The sequence below is a fragment of the Bacteroides muris (ex Afrizal et al. 2022) genome (genome assembly GCF_004793475.1).
In the GTDB taxonomy this organism is placed as follows: Bacteria; Bacteroidota; Bacteroidia; order Bacteroidales; family Bacteroidaceae; genus Bacteroides; species Bacteroides muris.
This window is the reverse complement of sequence record NZ_SRYZ01000017.1, coordinates 42,950-58,695: the sequence shown is the minus strand read 5'-3', so window position 1 is coordinate 58,695 and position 15,746 is coordinate 42,950. Positions and strand designations below refer to the sequence as shown.

Sequence of the window (15,746 nt, the reverse complement as noted above, 5' to 3'; positions counted from 1 at the left end):
TTATAAAGTCTCTTGTTTCAACTGTTCTACAAATTTGTCAATACGATGCAATTCTTTGGGAATATCAATCGTTTGTGGGCAATGCGGAGAACACTGGTTGCACCCGGTACAATGGTCGGCCTGCCTCAGTTTGGGTACACTTCTGTCATATCCTATGAGAAAAGCACGGCGTGCTTTCCGATAATTCTCATCCTGACAGCTTTCCGGTACATTTCCTTCATTGACACATTTATTATAATGTATCAAGATGGCAGGAATGTCAATCCCATACGGGCAAGGCATGCAGTACTTGCAGTTGTTGCAAGGTATGGTGGGGTACTCCATCATCAAATCGGCCGTAGCATACAGATACTGAATTTCCTCTTCTGTGAGTGGTACTAATGGAGAGTAAGTACGGATGTTGTCCTGCAAGTGTTCCATATAAGTCATGCCGCTCAGCACTGTCAGTACATCTTGAGGAGAACCGGCATAGCGGAATGCCCAAGAAGCCACACTGCGTTCGGGCTCGCGCTGCTTCAGCCGTGCCACAATATGGTCAGGGACGTTGGAGAGCCGTCCACCCAGCAGAGGTTCCATAATGACAGCAGGGATATTACGCTTTGCCAGCTCATCATACAGATATTCTGCTTTGAAGTTGCTGCCCGAAGCATGTTTCCAGTCTACATAATTCAATTGTATTTGTACAAAGTCCCAATGTACTTCACCACGGTCATGCATCTGCAAGGCATAGTCATAGACTTCGATATCACCGTGGAACGACCATCCCAAGTGACGGATGCGTCCTGCTTCACGCTCCTTTACAAGAAAATCAATCATACCGTTGTCTATATAGCGCTTGTGGAATTGCTTCATGCCACCGCCACCAATCATGTGTAGCAGATAGTAGTCTATATAGTCTACTTGCATATCCTCGAACGACTTACGGTACATGGCGATAGACCCCTCACGAGTCCAAGTATCAGGATGAAAATTGGATAGTTTAGTAGCAAGATAGAACGATTCGCGCGGGTGGCGCTTCAGAGCTATTCCCGTAGACTTCTCACTCCATCCTTGTACATACATCGGAGACGTATCGAAATAATTCACACCATGTGCAATGGCATAATCCACCAGTTCGTTTACGGCATCCTGGTCTATCATTTCCCCTTTTCCATCCGGAGCAGGAATGGTAGGCCAGCGCATACAGCCATATCCTAAAATAGAAACTTTGTCACTTCCTAAACCGGGAAAACTACGATAGGTTATCTTATCCGTCGGAACCGGTCCCAAGATATTGTTACTTGTATCACTTCCTTCTTTAGAACTGCAACCATACAAGGCGGTGGCAGATGTTGTAGCCGTGATACCTACAATCTTCAAAAAATCACGGCGACTCATGTTTTTATGACGTTCTTCCATATTCACCAATATTACAGATATCTATACAATCCTGTGTCTTTCATGCCCTTCCACATAGATGGCACTGAAGGGACGGGCAGGGCAAAGATTTTCGCACGCACCACAGCCGATGCAGCGCTCTACATTGACAACCGGGATTTTCGGAGAATTCTCATCTTCCGGACTGCTCGGTACCATTTGTATGGCAGCTACCGGACAATGGCGGGCACAATTGCCACATTCCATCCCGTCGGTCAATGGTATACAGTTCTTTTTCGCCCACACAGCATGTCCTATCTGAATGGAAGATTTATCAGCTTTGGTTATTGGACGAATGGCACCTGCGGGACACACTTCGGAACACTTTGTACACTCCGGTCTGCAATAGCCGCGCTCGTAGGCCATTTCCGGCTGCATTAGTTTCATCAAGTCTGCAGATGGCCGAAGCACTTGATTGGGACAAACCGATACACAGAGTTGGCAAGCTGTACAATGTTGTGTCAAATGGCGTATGCCCAATGAACCTGGAGGGACGATAGGAGTGCTACGCTCCGGAATTTTCTTATCTTCAATGGTTGCCAATCCACCGTCCCCTTTCTTTTTTTGTGCTTTCAAAACAGAGTTGACCGCTACCAGAGCAGTGACTGTAAAGAAACGACGACGAGTCTCGTTCATTTGTTTCGGAACTTTCTTCGGAGTCGTATAGGAGATAGCTCCATGGCTGCACTTGTCTATACAGTTCATGCAAGTTACGCAACGGCTGGCATCAACCTTATGCTCCTTAATATCAATACAAGCCGCTTTGCAATTACGGGCACACAAACTGCATTCATTGCATTTATCCGGCTCTATCATAATACGGAAAAAAGAATAACGTGAAAGGAAACCTAGCACAGTTCCTACAGGACAAATCGTATTGCAGTAAGTACGTCCGTTTCGTCCTGCCAAAACGGCAAGCACTACGAAAGTGGCAACAGCAATAATAAAGGTAGACCAGCTTTTCAACCACACATCTGTTTCATAAAAGGCATAACTGCCGGCACGTTCTGCAAAATAGGCGAGCAGGTTGTTGCTCCATTGCCACAACGGCTGGAAAAAATTGTTGGCTATGCGCCCATATGAACTGTAAGGTGCCAGCAAAGCCGCCAAAGAACTGAATCCGGCAACCAAGGCAATAATGAATATTCCCAGCATTCCATAACGTAACCATGATATTGCCGGAGAATAGGAGTAGGGGAGTTTTTTACGTTTCTTAAACTTCCTGCCTATCCAAGCCATTACATCTTGAAGTACCCCCAACGGGCAGATAACGGAACAATAGACACGCCCACATATCAATGTAAGAATTACAAGAAATAATACTACTCCTACGTTCAACGCCAATACTGCCGGTAAGAACTGGATTTTGGCTAGCCATCCGAACCATCCGTGCAGCATTCCCGTGAAATCAAGGAACAACAAGGTAATGAGTGCAAAACAAAGCGTTGCAAAGGCCAGTCTGATTTTACGTAACATGATAGTTTTGTATAAGTGTTTTAATTATATGGACAGCGGATATCTTCATTACGCATTTCATGCAATTTGTATATGGCCACTTCTTTCATGTACAGCCTCTATCAACGCCTTGTTTGCCTGCGATTCTTTGATATTAGGATGCGCCAGGAGAACCACTATCTGCTTTGAATCTTTTCCCATATTGTGTTTCTTTTAGTCTTAGAAATATAAATGAGTACGCAAATATAAAGAAATATGGATACATAACAAAAAAAGGAACAACATTAGTTGTTCCTTTTTTTGTTATGTACACCCTCAGGGATTCGAACCCTGGACCCACTGATTAAGAGTCAGTTGCTCTACCAACTGAGCTAAGAGTGCATTTCTTATTTGCGGGTGCAAAAGTAATCCTTTTATTTTATTCATGCAAATAAATTGAAGTGTTTTTTGCTATGAAATGAGATTTTTTATTCAAACTCATATAAATCAGAAGGAGTTGTACGCTTCAAAGCGCATAACTGCACATCCTTTCCTACGATAATTCCTTTTTCCCTTAACTTCCATTCCACTGTCTTATAGGCCAATTCTGGATGGTTATTGTCCTTGCTCAAATGGCAAAGCCAAATATACTGTAAATGCTCCGTCATATTTTCCGAAAGGAATTCGGCAGTAGCAATATTGCTCATGTGCCCGGTACGGCTGGTAATACGTTCTTTCAGGTATTGGGGATAGGTACCCATACGCAACATCTCCTCATCGTAGTTGGCTTCCAATATCAGATAATTGGCCTTTTTGATATATTCTGCAGCTGTAGGAGTGATTTCACCAAGATCTGTAAGAAAAGCAAAGACCTTTCCGTCTATCTCAATACAATAGCCCACATTGTCCGTGCCGTCATGAGGTACTTCGAAAGATTCGATATGAAAGTCTTCCAACTGCATGGGTTGCTGCTTTTCCAGATAACGGACAGACGAATATAACTTTTCCGTCATGCAATAGCTCCGGTTGATACCCTTATGAATCTGGGCAGTTGTATAAATAGGAATATTCTGCTTCTCACCCAGTCCGCCTACCGCTTTAATATGATCTGCATGGTCGTGCGTAACAAATACCGCACGTATCATTTCCATGCTGATACCTGCTTCCTTGAGTCCTTTTTTTATCGTCCGTACTGCAATGCCGGCGTCAATGAGTATTCCATATTTTTCTGTACCTATATAATAGCAGTTGCCACTGCTTCCACTGGCAAGGCTTATAAATTTTACTTTCATCCTAATCTCCTTAATTACAAAAAAACCGTCACTTTTAAAAAAAGTGACGGCAAATATACAAAAAGTATGCAATACATGCCCCTTATGCCTTCTTCTTTTTGTCGATGAATTCGGTCGTTTTGGCAAAAACGAATAATGCAATTGCTGCAACCAATCCTATAGCAGCGAAATAATACCAAATATAATGTGCATTGACACTGGCTGCTTCCCACGCTTCGCGGGTTTCAAACAAGCTTGGGTCAGGACAATATTTTGTCAGAAGTACCCCCGCAATACCAAACCCCAAAATAGAAGAGAGGAATGAATGAAGATGACTGAAACCAAGGTACATGCCTTCTTCGCCCTTGGGGGCTTGCAAAGAGAAGTATTCCAGATAACGTGGTGAAATGAAACATTCAGCCAAAGCCTGTACTACAATGCCAAGCACCATCATTAAAGTAATATTACTCATGCCGGCAATAATGTCATTACCCAACAAATTACCGCATGCCATCAGCAATGCCGATACCGGAATAAGAAACATGCCTATATTCATGGAAGTAATTGCGGTGCGTTTTGCCATCCATCGAGTAATAAAGCTTACGCAGCAAACCACTACAAACGGGTTTACATTGGCTATCCACCCCGGTTTGGCCGTTTCACCCGCCATACGGATGACATATTTGGGCATAGTTGCATAGAGTTGTTGCTGCACCATCCAAAAACCGGTTACGATGAGAATAAGAATCAGCAAACGCCAATTAGTGATAATACGCAGAAAGCCTTGTCCAATTTCACGCATGCTTTTTCCTTCACCTGCTGTATGTGCCGATTTATACAATAAGATGACAGCCGATAATGCTAACAACGTCATGACAGCCGAGAAGTAATTGATATAAATATAAGCTTGCTCACCGATAACATTCCGTAGAGGATCGACCACCGTTTTCCCGGTAAATGCGCCTATATTCACCATCATATAGAAGATGGAATAACCGCGTGCACGGGTAGCCTCTGTTGTTTCCTTAGCCACCGATCCCGATATAATAGACTTGATGAACGAACCTCCCACCATGATAACAAACAATACAGGGACAATCATCCAGCGGTCATTACTGTCTGGCAATCCGGAAAAACGGGTTATCTCACCATACTTCACCAGACCGGCAGCTTCCAGCAGGGTAGGAAGCAGTCCCAAGCCCAAATATCCGATGGATAGTAATGAGAAAGCAATAATCATTGACTTTCGGAAACCTATCTTATCGGCATATGCGCCCGTAAAGATAGGCAACAGATAGAGTCCTCCCGAAAACAAGCCGGAAATCATGCTTGACTCAAAATCATTGAAACCTAAAATGTTGGAAAGATAAATGGTAAGAATAATAAATACGGCATAATATGCCATGCGTTCGAACAGTTCTACTGTACTACTTACCCAAAAGGCTCTGTTGAAACCTTTGGAAGTGGGTTGGGGTGATGTCATCATCCTTTGTAACGATTAAAATTTATGCATTAAATGAAAAAATAAGTGCAAAAATAGAAAATTAATATCGTGTTTGCAAAATATTAATTTCTTGCAAACACGATATTAATAAGCTGCAGACAAAGTATTAACTTCCTATTTATCGCTATTTATCTTTTCATTTATATGGAATACTCCGTATCTTTGGACAATTTTATAAAAACGACCATTCATGAAAGATAAAATTGAATTCATAGCTTTTGATGCTGATGATACACTGTGGGAAAGCGAACTTTATATTCAGGAGTTCGAACACAAATTCTGTAACCTTTTAAGGCAGTATCTGCCCGCTTCATCCATATCACAAAGTTTTTTCGAAACAGAAATGAAGAATCTGCACATGTATGGCTACGGACTGAAGAGTATAATGCTCAGTATGACTGAAACCATCTGCAAAGTGACAGACGGAAACGGAAGTATACATCTTATAGAGGAAGTAATAGGATGGGGACAAGAACTACTGCAGAAACCGGTCATACTGCTGGGAGGCGTGGAAGAGACCATATCGTCACTTCATGGGAAGTATAAATTGGTGTTGGCCACTAAGGGGGACTTGTTCGACCAGAAAAGGAAAATAGGAGCCTCCGGACTGCAAGAATATTTCCATCATATCGAAATCATGAGTGACAAGAAAATCGATGATTACCGGAGGCTGATTGAAACATTGGGCTGTCTGCCTGAAAAACTCCTGATGATAGGTAATTCTGTAAAATCAGACATACTTCCGGTATTGGAACTTGGGGGGTATGCTGCCCATGTACCATACAACGTGACTTGGGCATACGAGCAACATGAAGGGGAAATACGACATCCCAATTTTATACAATTGGATAGTATCAAAGAAATATTAGATAAGCTATAAGTTATGAGTTAAACTGCATGACTTATAGCTTACTAGTGCTGTTAGAATTGGAAGAAATTCTTGGCATTATAATAGCTGATATCTTCAATCATCTGGTTTACGCGTTCCATCTCGGAGACAGGAATTTCACCATTTTCCACATCACGGCCTACAAGATTGCACAATGTACGGCGGAAATATTCATGACGCGGATAGGAGAGGAAGGAACGGGAATCGGTCAGCATACCAACAAATCGGCTTAACAAGCCTAATACAGAAAGGGCATTCATCTGCTTTTCCATACCATCCTTTTGGTCGAGGAACCACCAACCGGAACCGAATTGAATCTTACCGGCAATCGTCCCATCTTGAAAGTTGCCCAGCATAGTGGCAATTACTTCATTAGCGCATGGATTCAAGTTATAAAGAATAGTTTTGGTCAGTTTACCATTGGAGTTTAAACGGTCGAGGAATTTTGCCATGGCTTTTGCTGTAGTAAATTCGCCAATGGAATCAAAACCGGTGTCAGGTCCTAATAGCTTGAACATCTTACTGTTATTGTTGCGAATAGCACCATAATGAAACTGTTGTGTCCAACCTTTCTCCCAATCCATTTCGCCAAACACAACCAGCATGGCCGACTTGAATTTCAGAATTTCTTCTTTCGTCAATTCGGCACCGCCATATACTTTATTAAATATAACCTTAATCTCTGCTTCTCTATAATCTTCGGCATAGAATTCTTCAATTCCGTGGTCAGACAGTTTACAACCTTGTTCTGCGAAGAAATCGTGACGCTTACGCAAGGCTACAACCATATCGTCAAAGTTGGAAATAGTTACATCGCTCGCTTCGGCCAATTTTTCTACGTATATACGGAAATCGGCAGGAACTTCCACTGCCATTGCCTTGTCTGGACGCCAAGTGGGCAGCATTTTGATTTCAAAGCCGCTTTCTCGTGTTTTAATATGATGTTCCAAAGAATCAATAGGGTCATCCGTAGTACAAACCACTTCCACGTGATAGCGGCGCATCATGCCGCGGGCAGAATATTCGGGCAGTTTCAGCTTCTCATTACATTCATCATAAATTTCACGAGCTGTTTGAGGATTCAGAATCTTATCGGTTCCAAAAGCAGTCTTTAATTCAAGATGAGTCCAGTGGTACAGCGGATTACGGAAAGTATAAGGTACAGTTTCGGCCCACTTCTCAAACTTTTCCCAATCTGTAGTATCCTTACCGGTACAGAAGCGTTCGTCCACACCATTGGTACGCATAGCACGCCACTTGTAGTGGTCACCTCCCAACCAGATTTCAGTCAGTGACTTAAATTGATAATCTTCCGCCACCATTTGAGGAATCAAGTGACAATGATAGTCGATAATCGGCATCTTAGCCGCATGCTCGTGATACAACTTCTGTGCTGTTTCCGTTTGCAACAAGAAGTTTTCGTCCATAAAGTTTTTCATCTTTTTGTGCTTTAAGTATCTAAAAATATTACTTTCTATTCATTATATCTATATAGTGTTGATTGTGAATATAATAGACTTGATAACTGTTTTCGTTTTTATTAACCGTTATCGAACACAAAAGTAGAAATTTTACTTGGAGAAACAAAATAATCCGAATCTTTGTATTCATACTGCTGTGTTAGTATTGCTTCTTAAAATCCATCCAAGAAAAAGGTATGCAGGAATACTATAAAAGGTATTCTTTTATTCCTGTGGCATAAACAAGCAGACCGTACAAAAGGAGTTTTTTGTACGGTCTGCTTGTTTATGCCACAGTTGATGGAAAATATTAAGCCACAGTTTTCTTTTTCGTCTAAAGATTTTCCTGCTCTGCTGCCCGCAATATAAAAGTAGTGGCGCCAATGGTTACGATGGCTCCATCGTCAATGCGAATGCGGTCTTTGTCACCCAAAATTTCATTATTAAGGAAAGTTCCCGTCAGGCTGGGAGCATCGCGTAAGGTATAAATCAACGCTCCCTGCTTATTGCTCTTTACATTAATGATACAGTGACGCCGATCCATACTCATATCCGAAGTCTCAATCGGTACTTCAATAACATTCCCCACGCAACGCCGGCCTATGATATTGTCACCTTCCTGCAATGGAAGCACCTGCTTAAAACCAAACACATTCTCAATGACCGTGATGCTGCCAAAGGCTTCTTTAAACTCTGCTTCATCCGGACGTTCTTCTTTTTGAGGGGCTTTCATCTTTGATTTGCCTAAACGGATACTGAACTGCTTCTTACACTGGTCGCATACAAAGACCAGCGATTGACCTTCGGTATACTTGGTTTCATCGAATGTTAGGTAATTCTCACATTTAGGACAACGGATACGCTTCATGATAGTTAAAAAATTAAAGAATTAAAAAATAAGGCAAGGGTAGATTACTTTCTACTTCTTTAATACCCAAGCGTTCTTATACGCTTTATTCTGGCGAACTCTGTTCAATTCCTGATATGCTTCTGTTTCTGTATCGCAAGACTTAATGCTGACACGCATTTTACCATTGCCAACGATTGCTTTTGCATGAGGATAACCTTTTTCAATCAGTTGCTTTGCCATTGCTTCGGCATCCTTCTCTGTACCTACACTGGCAATGATGACATGGTATTTCTTTGCGGAGACAAGTAACGGAGCTACACTCTCTGTAGTTGTCTTTTGAACTTCACTTTTTGTTGTTGCAGATGCAGAGGACACTTCTGCCGTCTGTTGCTTAGGTTGGAGAATAACCGGAACTACCTCTTTCTTTGCCTGCAGCCTCGTGTGTGTTTGAGCCGACGCTTTCGGAATGTCGGCCTTCTGGCTGACAACAATCGGATTAATGGCAAGTGATTCCTTTTCTATCATCTCGAAAAGTTCATTCGGAAGTAGTTGCGCATAATTTCCTTCAATCACTTCTGTATTTTCTATCGGTGTAGACAAAAAGAAAAACAAGGCGACCACTGCAACCATGGCAACTGCATTCAGCAAATAGGAACGGTTGAATTTAATCTCAAACTTTCGCTTTTTGTCTTCCGGCACAACTGGAACAGAATAACGGACGGTCTTTTCCGTATACGGTTTCTTCTGTTCTGCCAGTTCCTGTATTTCAAAACTATCCAGTCCATATAAGTAGGGAGTAGTTATCTTGTGGTCATAGGGAGCAAAGTCATAAGTGCCGTGAATGGAGTAACGCAATTCGCCAATGTTGGGCAAATCCACCTTGCCTTCTTCATGGAGAGCAGTGACTATATACGACACTTTTTTTTCTACAATCCGCGTAGCATCGGAAAAGTCGGTATCATAGACAGCCATGTAAGATTGTACAAGTAATCCGTCATTCATCTTCAATTGAGGATTAAAGCCGATGATACGGGTAGGAGGCAGAAAAATATTTTCTTCCGCTACTCTCATTGCCGACGTATAATGGGCTACAAATCCTCCCAAGCCGGGAACAATGACACAATCGTTCTCCAATAACAATATTTCTATATGTTGTGCTAATTCAATCATGCTACAAAAGTAGCGGAAATATCGGATATACGCCAGTTTCAGAGCTTTTTTTCTTACTAAAAAATTATAAACACTGCCTCTTGAAAATGCATTTTCAAGAGGTATTTCGATAAGGAAAGAGGTTTTTTACCAGAAAAATTTCTACTTTTGTATAGTTTTACTATGCTCGCCAAGAATAGAAGGATAATTGCCCTTGTAAGAGTATACAAACCTAAATATTTAACTAAAACTATTATGCGTATTATCTTCTGTCTGATGGTTTTCTTGTCTGTAGGAAAGAGCACGATGCTGGCACAGCAATTGTCTTCATTCTTGGAATATGGAGTAACTCTGCATACTGGTGCAAATACCCCTCTTTGGCAGGTCAGCAACCAGCAAGGACTCACTTCGCTTGACAACAACACTTACATGCGTGGGGGTATATCCCATAAACGCGAACTTGGAAAATGGAGATTTGAGGAAGCACTAGATGTGGCAGCGGTAGCGGGATTCACTACTTCCTTCATTGTACAACAGGCTTATGTAGACATCCGCTATAAATGGTTCGGATTCTTTGTCGGCAGTAAAGAACGGAATTCCCCATTACTGAATCAAGAACTGAGCAGTGGCGGCATGACCTGGTCGGGCAATGCACGTCCCATTCCACAGGTACAGATAGGTATACCCGAGTATGTACAGTTGCTGCCCCGTTTAGGCCTGAAAGGAGAAATCTCGTACGGGTGGTTTACAGACAATAAATACCAACGGGAACAAGTCGGAGAGAAATACTGGTATACCAAGAACATCAAATATCATCATAAAGAAGGGTTTCTGCGTATCGGCATACCCGAAGGAAAATGGCAGTTGGAACTCGGAATGACTCTCGACACCCAATTCGGAGGATATAAGATTGGAGGAGCCGAACCGGGGGACTTGGGCAACGGATGGAAGGATTACATACGCGTATTCTTCCCCGGCCACGGGCGTGAAGACGGACCGGTAGGTGAACATCTGGCTTTCCAAGGCAATTTTCTGGGCAGCGAATATGTCAAAATGACTTATCGTCCTAAGGAAGATTTCTCCATCAGCGCCTATCTGGACAATCACTTCGACGACTTTTCCGCTATGGTCAAACTCAACGGATGGGATGGCTTATGGGGGGTGGAATATAAATCCAACCATACCCAGGCTATCAATGGAATCGTTATCGAATATCTCCAAACGACCAACATGAGCGGTCCTCTGCACGGTTTGCAGAATTCCGTAGTAAATAAGACCGGAGGCGCCGACAACTATTACAACAACGGTTACTACCCAGGGTGGGTACATTGGGGTATGGCGATAGCCAATCCGTTGATAGCATCGCCTATCTATAATAAGGATGGCAATATGAGTTTCAAATACAATCGCGTTAAGGCCTTGCATCTGGGATGGAGCGGTGACATCGGCAGTGAGTGGAGATACATAGCAAAATTGTCCCACAGCAGAACTTGGGGAACTCCTCACCGTCCGATACCTGATATATTAGAAAATTTTTCTACTTTTGCATCGTTTTACTATACTCCCCGCAAATGGAAAGGCTGGTGCTTCAACGCATCCCTTGCATTGGATATGGGGGAGATATATGGAGACAATTTCGGATTCCAACTGAAAGTACATAAAACATTTTAAGAAAATGAACTATATACAAACAGAGATTGATGGTGTATGGCTGATTGAGCCGAAAGTATTCCACGATGCCCGCGGATATTTTATGGAAGCATTTAAGGAAGAAGAGTTCCGTGCACATGTCGGAGATGTTCACTTCATTCAAGATAATGAGTCCAAGTCCTCTTTCGGGGTATTACGTGGTCTGCATTACCAAAAGGGTGATTGCAGCCAGGCTAAACTGGTACGTGTCATAAAAGGAAAGGTACTGGATGTGGCTGTCGATTTAAGAAAATCTTCTCCCACTTTCGGAAAGCATGTCAGTGTGGAACTGAGTGAGGAGAATAAGAGACAGTTCTTCATTCCGCGTGGCTTTGCCCACGGTTTTCTGGTGCTGAGTGATGAAGCTGTCTTTACTTACAAGGTAGACAACGTATATGCACCGCAATCCGAGGCATCCATCCGTTTTGACGATGAAAGCATCGGCATTGAATGGCCCGTTGCTGCGGAACAGCTTCTATTGTCAGATAAAGACGGACATGCCGTATCGTTTAAAGATGCGGTCTATTATGAATAAAATATGAAAATAGCCATTGTCGGTACAGGATACGTCGGTTTGGTAACCGGAACCTGCTTTGCGGAAATTGGTGTCAATGTTATTTGCGTAGACACGAACAGTGAAAAGATTGAGTCACTGAAAAAGGGCATTATCCCTATCTATGAAAATGGACTGGAAGAAATGATTAGCAGGAATGTGAAAGCGGGGCGCCTGCGATTCACCACGTCTCTGGAGAGTTGCCTGAATGAGGTGGAAGTGGTGTTCAGTGCCGTAGGCACACCACCCGATGAAGATGGCAGTGCCGACTTGAGTTATGTGCTGGAAGTTGCCCGCACCATCGGACGCAATATGCAGAAATACGTGTTGGTGGTAACCAAAAGTACCGTTCCCGTAGGTACCGCCGAGAAAGTGCAAGCTATTATTCAAGAAGAGCTTGATAAGAGAGGGGTGAATGTTGAATTTGATGTCGCTTCGAATCCCGAATTTCTGAAAGAAGGTAATGCCATCAACGATTTCATGAGTCCCGACCGTGTAGTGGTGGGAGTGAAGTCCGACCGTGCGAAGAAAGTTATGAGCAAACTCTACAAACCGTTCCTGCTGAATAATTTCCGCGTCATCTTTATGGACATCCCTTCTGCAGAAATGACAAAGTATGCAGCTAACTCCATGCTTGCCACCCGTATCAGCTTCATGAACGATATTGCCAATTTGTGCGAATTGGTGGGGGCAGATGTAAACATGGTGCGCAATGGCATTGGCTCGGATACCCGCATCGGGCGCAAATTCCTCTATCCGGGAATAGGTTATGGTGGTTCATGCTTCCCTAAAGACGTCAAGGCACTGATTAAGACGGCCGAACTGAACGGTTACAAAATGCGTGTACTCCATGCTGTAGAAGAAGTGAACGACAAACAGAAAAGTGTCTTATTCGAAAAGCTGCAGAAGCATTTCAATGATGATTTGAATGGAAAGACTATCGCCATTTGGGGATTGGCCTTTAAACCCGAAACAGACGACATGCGCGAAGCCCCGGCCTTGGTCTTGATTGACAAGCTGTTGAAAGCAGGTTGCAAAGTACGTGTCTACGACCCGGCTGCCATAAACGAATGCCGATGCCGTATAGGTGAGAGCATTTATTATGCAACAGATATGTACGATGCTGCATTGGATGCAGATGCATTGATGCTGGTGACTGAGTGGAAAGAATTCCGCTTGCCTTCATGGGCAGTCATCAAAAAGACCATGAAGCGACCGCTGATATTGGACGGACGTAATATCTACGATAAGAAAGATATGGAAGAACAAGGTTTCACCTATCATTGTATCGGAAAATGAAGTTGCAGAAAAAACAAAAGAAATAAACAGAGACGCTATGACGATAAAAGGAAGTGCGATTCTCATTGTATTTGTTGTCTCATTGGCATCATGCAGCAACAAACAAAAAGGGGAGGTTTTCGTAAAGGAAGACCTCACTGCAAAACAGCTGTTGCAAGGCATTTGGGTGAACGATGAAACAGAGATGCCGTTAATTCGCATTGAGGGAGATACTGTATATTATGCCAATTCGCAAAGCATTCCCGTACCTTTCAAGGTAGTTCACGATACAATCTACATATACAGCAATGAACCGGTGGCCTATAAGATAGACCGGCAAACGGAATATAGCTTTTGGTTCCGCTCGCTGGCCGACGAAGTAATCAAACTGCATAAATCAGAAAATGAGGAAGATTCATTGGCTTTCACCAGCCACGAAGTAGAGGTTATCTCTACTACTCCGGAAGTAATAAAGAAAGACAGCATTGTGACATACAAGAATGTAAGATATAGGGGATATGTGTATATCAATCCCTCAAAAATGAAGGTTTTCAAGACTTCTTATTCCGAGAATGGTATCAACGTGGACAATGTGTATTATGATAATGTAATCCATATCTGTGTATACGAAGGGAAGAAAATACTTTACGGCCAGGATATCACCAAAAAGATGTTTACGGATATATTCCCTGCCGAGGTGCTGAATCAGACCATTCTTGCCGATATGAATTTCATGGGTGTGGATGACAGAGGGTACCATTACCAGGCAACTCTCGGCATACCCGAAAGTTCTGTATACAATCTGGTAAATATGATTATTGGTTTTGACAATACTATGAATATAGAAAAAGCAGAATAAATCCGCTTTTTCTATTTCTTCTCGCCGCTGTTCTGCGGGCGCTTATTTCTAGGCTTGCCACCTTTATTACTATTGCGACTGTTCCTGTTTCCTTCTGGCTTACGTCCGCTATCATGGCTACCTCGTTTCCTTCCACCAGATGCTCTCGGCTTGTATTCGGGTGCTTCACCCAGCTCTTCGGGAATCGGTATCTTATAGATATCCCTATCCAGAAACTTTTCAATATTCTTAAAATTACTTTGCTCCTTCTCGGAAACGAAGGTGATGGCTACGCCATCATTGTTGGCACGCGCCGTACGTCCGATACGGTGTACATAATCTTCACTGTCGTGGGGAACGTCATAGTTTATCACCAGACGGATGTCATCGATATCAATACCTCTCGCAACAATATCCGTAGCTACCAGGATATTGATACGTCCTGCCTTGAACTCGTACATTACTTCTTCGCGCTGTGCCTGCTCCAAATCGGAATGCATTTCCCCAACGTTCAGTTTCATCTGCTTCAAGGCTTTGGTCATTTCCTTCACCTTCAGTTTAGAAGAAGCAAAGATGATAACACGTTCCGGCGTCCCCTCTGCAAACAGACTGCGGATAATCCCCAGTTTCTGGTTCTCATAGCAAATGTATGCAGCCTGCACAATCTTTTCCGCCGGCTTAGAAACTGCCAGTTTCACTTCGGCAGGGTTGTTCAGAATGTTACCAGCCAACTGTTGTATCTTAGCAGGCATGGTGGCAGAGAACATGATTGTCTGCCGCTCTTTAGGGAGGAATTTGACAATCTGCATAATATCGTCATAAAATCCCATGTCCAGCATCCGGTCTGCTTCGTCCAGAATAAAATAAGAGACACGGGAAAGGTCTACATAGCCAAGGCTAAGATGGGCTATCAAACGCCCCGGGGTAGCAATAACGACATCAGCACCGAGTGTCAACCCTTTTTTCTGCTGCTCAAACAGTATTCCGTCATTACCACCATACACGGCCACGCTGGAAACCGGCATGAAATAAGAAAAACCTTCCATCTGTTGGTCTATCTGTTGTGCCAATTCACGGGTAGGAGCCATGACAATGCAGTTGATGGCATCGGCTGGATGTCCACCCTCTGAAAGCTTGTTCAATATAGGCAACAAATATGCAGCCGTTTTTCCTGTTCCGGTTTGTGCCACTGCTATTAAATCTCGACCTTCGAGTATGACGGGTATTGATTTTTCTTGTATAGGGGTGCACTCTTCAAAGCGCATGGCATCCAGTGCCTCCAGCACATTGCCATTCAAATGTAGTTCTGAAAACTTCATGTATCTCTTTTAAATTTGAGTACAAAGATAGGAAAAAGACTTATAAAATAGATTCTTACAGTAAAAAAATGAGCCCTTGGGACAATAATTGTCTAA

General features: G+C 42.9%; 13 protein-coding genes, 1 tRNA gene and 1 pseudogene. 5 read left to right on the top strand and 10 right to left on the bottom strand.

Going from position 1 to position 15,746, the window contains the following annotated elements; genetic code table 11:
• From E5355_RS09335 to E5355_RS09310, 6 genes and pseudogenes are all read right to left on the bottom strand, one after another.
• Positions 1-1,398: an aldo/keto reductase gene (locus E5355_RS09335; protein ID WP_136010152.1), complete on the bottom strand. Its 1,398-nt coding sequence runs from the start codon at positions 1,396-1,398 to the stop codon at positions 1-3.
• A gap of 21 nt (positions 1,399-1,419) precedes the next feature.
• Positions 1,420-2,892 (bottom strand): 4Fe-4S binding protein, encoded by a 1,473-nt coding sequence (locus tag E5355_RS09330; protein WP_136010151.1) that lies wholly within the window; start codon positions 2,890-2,892, stop codon positions 1,420-1,422.
• 41 nt (positions 2,893-2,933) lie between these two features.
• Positions 2,934-3,072: pseudogene (locus tag E5355_RS20135) on the bottom strand (flavodoxin family protein); the annotation flags it as partial.
• Between the two features lie 107 nt (positions 3,073-3,179).
• Positions 3,180-3,252: transfer RNA gene (locus E5355_RS09320), tRNA-Lys, on the bottom strand.
• 86 nt (positions 3,253-3,338) lie between these two features.
• The gene (locus tag E5355_RS09315; RefSeq protein WP_136010150.1) at positions 3,339-4,142 is read right to left on the bottom strand and encodes an MBL fold metallo-hydrolase; all 804 of its coding nucleotides are present in this window, start codon (positions 4,140-4,142) and stop codon (positions 3,339-3,341) included.
• Positions 4,143-4,224: 82 nt separating this feature from the next.
• Positions 4,225-5,607 carry a peptide MFS transporter gene (locus tag E5355_RS09310; protein ID WP_136010149.1) on the bottom strand — a complete coding sequence of 461 codons (1,383 nt, stop codon included), beginning with the start codon at positions 5,605-5,607 and terminating at the stop codon, positions 4,225-4,227.
• A gap of 208 nt (positions 5,608-5,815) precedes the next feature.
• Here E5355_RS09310 and E5355_RS09305 point away from each other — a divergent pair, with 208 nt between their 5' ends.
• Positions 5,816-6,505, top strand: coding sequence for an HAD family hydrolase (locus tag E5355_RS09305; protein ID WP_136010148.1), 690 nt, complete (start codon positions 5,816-5,818; stop codon positions 6,503-6,505).
• Positions 6,506-6,546: 41 nt separating this feature from the next.
• Here the strand turns inward: E5355_RS09305 and uxaC are convergent, their stop codons facing one another.
• The 3 genes from uxaC to E5355_RS09290 all read right to left on the bottom strand — a co-directional run bounded on the left by uxaC (position 6,547) and on the right by E5355_RS09290 (position 9,994).
• Positions 6,547-7,953, bottom strand: a complete 1,407-nt coding sequence (gene uxaC, locus E5355_RS09300; protein ID WP_136010147.1) for a glucuronate isomerase — start codon at positions 7,951-7,953, stop codon at positions 6,547-6,549.
• 355 nt (positions 7,954-8,308) lie between these two features.
• Complete coding sequence (locus tag E5355_RS09295) at positions 8,309-8,842, bottom strand: FHA domain-containing protein (protein ID WP_136010146.1); 534 nt, start codon at positions 8,840-8,842, stop codon at positions 8,309-8,311.
• 51 nt (positions 8,843-8,893) lie between these two features.
• Complete coding sequence (locus E5355_RS09290; protein WP_136010145.1) at positions 8,894-9,994, bottom strand: SPOR domain-containing protein; 1,101 nt, start codon at positions 9,992-9,994, stop codon at positions 8,894-8,896.
• Positions 9,995-10,228: 234 nt separating this feature from the next.
• On the opposite strand from E5355_RS09290, the gene E5355_RS09285 reads away from it, so the two are divergent.
• The 4 genes from E5355_RS09285 to E5355_RS09270 are packed head-to-tail and all read left to right on the top strand — an operon-like array spanning position 10,229 to position 14,352.
• Entirely contained in the window at positions 10,229-11,644 is a 1,416-nt protein-coding gene (locus tag E5355_RS09285) for a capsule assembly Wzi family protein (RefSeq protein ID WP_136010144.1), read from the top strand.
• Between the two features lie 4 nt (positions 11,645-11,648).
• Entirely contained in the window at positions 11,649-12,197 is a 549-nt protein-coding gene (rfbC, locus tag E5355_RS09280; protein WP_136010143.1) for a dTDP-4-dehydrorhamnose 3,5-epimerase, read from the top strand.
• 3 nt (positions 12,198-12,200) lie between these two features.
• Positions 12,201-13,514: a UDP-glucose dehydrogenase family protein gene (locus tag E5355_RS09275; protein WP_136010142.1), complete on the top strand. Its 1,314-nt coding sequence runs from the start codon at positions 12,201-12,203 to the stop codon at positions 13,512-13,514.
• Positions 13,515-13,551: 37 nt separating this feature from the next.
• Entirely contained in the window at positions 13,552-14,352 is an 801-nt protein-coding gene (locus E5355_RS09270; RefSeq protein ID WP_136010141.1) for a DUF4738 domain-containing protein, read from the top strand.
• Positions 14,353-14,363: 11 nt separating this feature from the next.
• Here the strand turns inward: E5355_RS09270 and E5355_RS09265 are convergent, their stop codons facing one another.
• On the bottom strand, positions 14,364-15,650 hold the full coding sequence (locus tag E5355_RS09265) for a DEAD/DEAH box helicase (RefSeq protein WP_136010140.1): 1,287 nt from the start codon (positions 15,648-15,650) through the stop codon (positions 14,364-14,366).
• Between the last annotated feature and the right edge of the window lie 96 nt (positions 15,651-15,746).

Bases quoted from the DNA above. Each gene is read 5' to 3' on its own strand.
- E5355_RS09335 (WP_136010152.1), bottom strand. From the start codon at position 1,398: ATGGAAGAACGTCATAAAAACATGAGTCGCCGTGATTTTTTGAAGATT.
- E5355_RS09330 (WP_136010151.1), bottom strand. From the start codon at position 2,892: ATGTTACGTAAAATCAGACTGGCCTTTGCAACGCTTTGTTTTGCACTC.
- E5355_RS09315 (WP_136010150.1), bottom strand. From the start codon at position 4,142: ATGAAAGTAAAATTTATAAGCCTTGCCAGTGGAAGCAGTGGCAACTGC.
- E5355_RS09310 (WP_136010149.1), bottom strand. From the start codon at position 5,607: ATGATGACATCACCCCAACCCACTTCCAAAGGTTTCAACAGAGCCTTT.
- E5355_RS09305 (WP_136010148.1), top strand. From the start codon at position 5,816: ATGAAAGATAAAATTGAATTCATAGCTTTTGATGCTGATGATACACTG.
- uxaC (WP_136010147.1), bottom strand. From the start codon at position 7,953: ATGAAAAACTTTATGGACGAAAACTTCTTGTTGCAAACGGAAACAGCA.
- E5355_RS09295 (WP_136010146.1), bottom strand. From the start codon at position 8,842: ATGAAGCGTATCCGTTGTCCTAAATGTGAGAATTACCTAACATTCGAT.
- E5355_RS09290 (WP_136010145.1), bottom strand. From the start codon at position 9,994: ATGATTGAATTAGCACAACATATAGAAATATTGTTATTGGAGAACGAT.
- E5355_RS09285 (WP_136010144.1), top strand. From the start codon at position 10,229: ATGCGTATTATCTTCTGTCTGATGGTTTTCTTGTCTGTAGGAAAGAGC.
- rfbC (WP_136010143.1), top strand. From the start codon at position 11,649: ATGAACTATATACAAACAGAGATTGATGGTGTATGGCTGATTGAGCCG.
- E5355_RS09275 (WP_136010142.1), top strand. From the start codon at position 12,201: ATGAAAATAGCCATTGTCGGTACAGGATACGTCGGTTTGGTAACCGGA.
- E5355_RS09270 (WP_136010141.1), top strand. From the start codon at position 13,552: ATGACGATAAAAGGAAGTGCGATTCTCATTGTATTTGTTGTCTCATTG.
- E5355_RS09265 (WP_136010140.1), bottom strand. From the start codon at position 15,650: ATGAAGTTTTCAGAACTACATTTGAATGGCAATGTGCTGGAGGCACTG.